The following is a 3,315-nucleotide window of genomic DNA, read 5'->3' as shown; positions in this document are numbered from 1 at the left end:
GGTAAACGGCACGCCATGCTGCTCAAACGGAGAAAGGCGGAGTTTGCACTGCTGTACATTCCGTAACATGGCAAATGCCTGACAAATGAAAATCCGATGAAGCCGCAACTTCATCGGATTTTCCGCTTTTCATACATTCGGGATTTTTCCCTTGCCGATTACTTCACCGTCCCTGCAATGCTCTATGATGCCGGGCGAAAATCCCATCTCCCCGATTGCGATGTGCCGGATATACTCTGCATATTTCTGACCTTGAAAATTCTTTCCCGTAAGGTTTCTGAAAATCATCTTTATGCTTATTCCGTCATCGCTGTGCAAGATGATTTTTCCGTTTTGTCTGATTTCTTCCATGATTGAAACTTGTTTTTGTGAATACTATCGTAGATTGGGACAGCGGTTTCTTTGCTACTTTCTTTGTCCGCCATCATGCTCACCGAAAGAAAGTAGGGCGGCTTTTGCCGCCGCCACTTAAAAACGGGTGTAGAGTCCCGTTACCATCGTGAACATTTCTTCCAGCATATCGCAGTATATGCCCTCGTGCGTTTCGATGTCCTTCGTCTTGCACTCGAATGTCTTTTTACTGAACGTTTTGCGGTAGAAACGCATATTGTAAAGGTCTAAGCCGGCATCGTAGATGATGTCAAGACGGTTTGCGCTCGTCTTGTTCCTCGCAAGGCTCATGCGTAAGCCGTTGCCCATGTCTGTAAAATCCTTGCTTCCCGTCATGGCGACAAAGCGTCTGCCGCCTATCTGCTGTAAAATCGTCTTTGCTATCATGCTTTTCTTGGTTTTAGGTTGGCGGTGCGGACACCGCCAACTTGTTTAACATTCTGTTATCTCGGCAATGGGGGTGTTTCGTTTCAGCCATTCCATCAGGCACTCCATATTGTACTCGCTTGTGATGACTGCCGTATGGCTGTTGATGGCGGTAAACCTGCTGCTCTCGTAGTCGTCTATCCACCCTTTTAGGGTATCAACTCCCCACGCTTCGGCATCGTCAAAGATGCCGTCCAATACTTTGATAGGCTGGCTGAACTTCACTATCAGCGTTTGATAGGCTGCTTTCATCGGTTGTCCTCCTTTTCTTCCTTTTCCGTGAGCCACTTGTCCCGTGCGGCTCGGCACTCGTCCAATGTGGGTTTGACACAAGAGAACAACTCTCCGTCTGTGGGGTGGCGGTAGTCGTACTGCACAAGTGTCCGCTTGCGTCTGCCGATACCTAATTGGAAACGCTCGTATTTCTCCGTACCTGCTTCCGTGCAGGTGCTTATTCCGTTGATGGTCATTCGTGTTGCCATAATCGTTGATTTTAGGGTGGTTAAAAATGTACTGACAGAATTCTGTTCTTCATCACCATTTCGGGGTCACTCGTATAGCGTTGGTGCAGGTAGAAATGGTGGGAGCCGAAGCCGTAAAGGAAAAACCTGTCAAGTTCGTGCTTCTCGGCAAAGTCCTTTACACTCCGTCTTAACTGCTCCTCACTCGTTGCAAGAGTGAGGAGGTTTACAAATTCAAGGAACATCGTGGGGATTTTATCGTCCCACAGACAAATCATGCTTTCAATTCTTACTTCCATACTATTGGGTATTATAGGTTGATACTATGCCGCTTCCATCCGCTGGCGGATAAGGTTCACGTTGCTGTTCACAAGGTTTACAATGCGGTCGTGGTACTCGGTATTGGAATTGTGCAAGCCACGACTTTGCACCACCTCCAATGTCTTCAAGGAAACCTCCACCGTTTCTATGCGCTTGCCGTCAATGGTGGCGGATAGGATAAGGGAGTTCTTTTCAAGGAAATAGGAGTTGGAAAACACGCAATGGTGCAGTTCCGTCCCTTCCGCTGCAAACTCCGCCACGCTCTCCAACACACGCACCTGCAAAGTGCCGTCCGTAAAGGCAATGCCGAAGAATATGCCTTTGAGTTTGCGGTATGCCTTCTCGTGTTTCTTCGCTTGGCGGATGCGTTCCTCCAACTTCTTGCGCTCTATCTCCTTGTTGCGCTTGTGCATAAGTCTGTCGTGTTCGGCTTTGAGGTCGGAGGGACAGACGTACTTCGGGCTGTTCGTGTCCTTGCCGAAATGACGCAGGAGGTCTATGGTGTCACGCCACATGGAGCCGTCCGAAATGGTGTAACCGTTACGGATACATATCTTTATGGATGCCCAATACCTCTCTATGTCAAAGGAACTGCGGATGTAGTGGCGCAACATGGGATATTGCCCTGCCTTCAACAGCGTTTCGGCTCGGCTGTCGGAAAGGATAGCCGTGAAAAGGTCGTAAGGCAGTATGTTGTGGTATTCGCCATTGAAGCCGTTGCGTTTCAGTTCGGGTATGAAACGCTGTCGGGGATAGGTGCAGACGGGGTTTATATCGTATGCACGGAGTTTGTTGTTCTTGCGTACCTCCATGTCGCTGTATTCCGCCCATAGGTCGTAGTAAAGTATGGACATTCCTCGCAGTCGGGCGACAGTGACGGTTGTGCCTTTGGGCGAAATCCACCTTTGCACCACTTCATAAATGGAATACTCGGCTGCCTGCCCTGCCTTGTATCGGGATTTGACGAAGAAGAAGCGTATCACTTGGTACTGCTTGCAGGTGGTGATGATGCAGAAATACTCGTTCTCGCTGAACACGCTCTTTCGGGTGCGCAACGCTTCCAGCTTCATGCCGCAATGGGGGCAGGTGCATCCGCAAACGGTGTCCGCAAGGTCGTGTTCACTCCTCCACGAATGTCCACACTCGGTGCAGATGTTCGTGCCGTCCGCCCTCTTGATGGCGTAATGCTTGAAGCAATGACGGAAAGCGTATGCCCTTTGTTCTTCGGTCAATATCGGTAGTCGCTTGCTCAAACGTGCGACTTCCTGCTGTATGCGTGTTCTCGGTTTCATAATCAGAAATTGAATAGGTTGGGTTGTTGTACTTCTTGTGCGGTCGCTTTGGTGGCGGTTCTCGGCTTGCTGCGGTTCTGCAACTTGCGGAGTTCTTCTTCTTGGTATCTGCGGACTGCGTTCTGCCGTGCTTCCGCCTTTTCCTCCGCCGTGAGTTCCACAACATGGTTCACCGCCACGTGGCACTGAATGGGCTTGCCTACCTCTATCTCGTTCTCGTCATAGTAGTGGACGGCTTGCCCGAATATCTCTCCGTCCGTGAAGCCGTTGCAACCGCTTTTCTTCACGTAGTTCAGAATGTAGGTGACGCAATCGTCTATGTTCTTAGCAGGGTTGCGGTAGTTCTTCGCAAAGAGCGCATCTTCCGCTGCACGCTGCTCCAGATACATCTGTATCGTTCTCTTGAAATGTTCTGTTCCTTTCAT

The 3,315-nt window shown here is 49.8% G+C and carries 7 protein-coding genes and 1 pseudogene; 1 reads left to right on the top strand and 7 read right to left on the bottom strand.

What is annotated here, in order from left to right; all coding sequences use genetic code 11:
* Window positions 1-66: pseudogene (locus AB5935_RS24005) on the top strand (lysozyme); the annotation flags it as partial.
* A 63-nt stretch (window positions 67-129) separates the two neighbouring features.
* Here the strand turns inward: AB5935_RS24005 and AB5935_RS24000 are convergent.
* The 7 genes from AB5935_RS24000 to AB5935_RS23970 all read right to left on the bottom strand — a co-directional run.
* Complete coding sequence (locus tag AB5935_RS24000) at window positions 130-351, bottom strand: hypothetical protein (RefSeq protein ID WP_368327657.1); 222 nt, start codon at window positions 349-351, stop codon at window positions 130-132.
* Between the two features lie 117 nt (window positions 352-468).
* Window positions 469-777 carry a hypothetical protein gene (locus AB5935_RS23995; RefSeq protein ID WP_005944119.1) on the bottom strand — a complete coding sequence of 103 codons (309 nt, stop codon included), beginning with the start codon at window positions 775-777 and terminating at the stop codon, window positions 469-471.
* Between the two features lie 45 nt (window positions 778-822).
* Window positions 823-1,068 (bottom strand): DUF6956 domain-containing protein, encoded by a 246-nt coding sequence (locus AB5935_RS23990; RefSeq protein ID WP_005944117.1) that lies wholly within the window; start codon window positions 1,066-1,068, stop codon window positions 823-825.
* Complete coding sequence (locus tag AB5935_RS23985) at window positions 1,065-1,298, bottom strand: DUF3873 domain-containing protein (RefSeq protein WP_005944115.1); 234 nt, start codon at window positions 1,296-1,298, stop codon at window positions 1,065-1,067. Before AB5935_RS23985 ends, AB5935_RS23990 begins: the two co-directional genes overlap by 4 nt.
* A 20-nt stretch (window positions 1,299-1,318) precedes the next feature.
* Window positions 1,319-1,576: a hypothetical protein gene (locus AB5935_RS23980; protein ID WP_005944113.1), complete on the bottom strand. Its 258-nt coding sequence runs from the start codon at window positions 1,574-1,576 to the stop codon at window positions 1,319-1,321.
* Between the two features lie 24 nt (window positions 1,577-1,600).
* Entirely contained in the window at window positions 1,601-2,890 is a 1,290-nt protein-coding gene (locus AB5935_RS23975) for a PcfJ domain-containing protein (RefSeq protein ID WP_368327656.1), read from the bottom strand.
* A gap of 2 nt (window positions 2,891-2,892) precedes the next feature.
* Window positions 2,893-3,315: PcfK-like family protein (locus AB5935_RS23970; RefSeq protein WP_368327655.1), on the bottom strand; the 423-nt coding region annotated here is incomplete at its 5' end.

Origin of the sequence: Phocaeicola sp. RTP21198st1_B8_RTP21198_201120, from assembly GCF_040929485.1 — a bacterium.
Lineage (GTDB): Bacteria > Bacteroidota > Bacteroidia > Bacteroidales > Bacteroidaceae > Phocaeicola > Phocaeicola dorei.
This window is presented reverse-complemented; position numbering and strand designations above follow the sequence as displayed.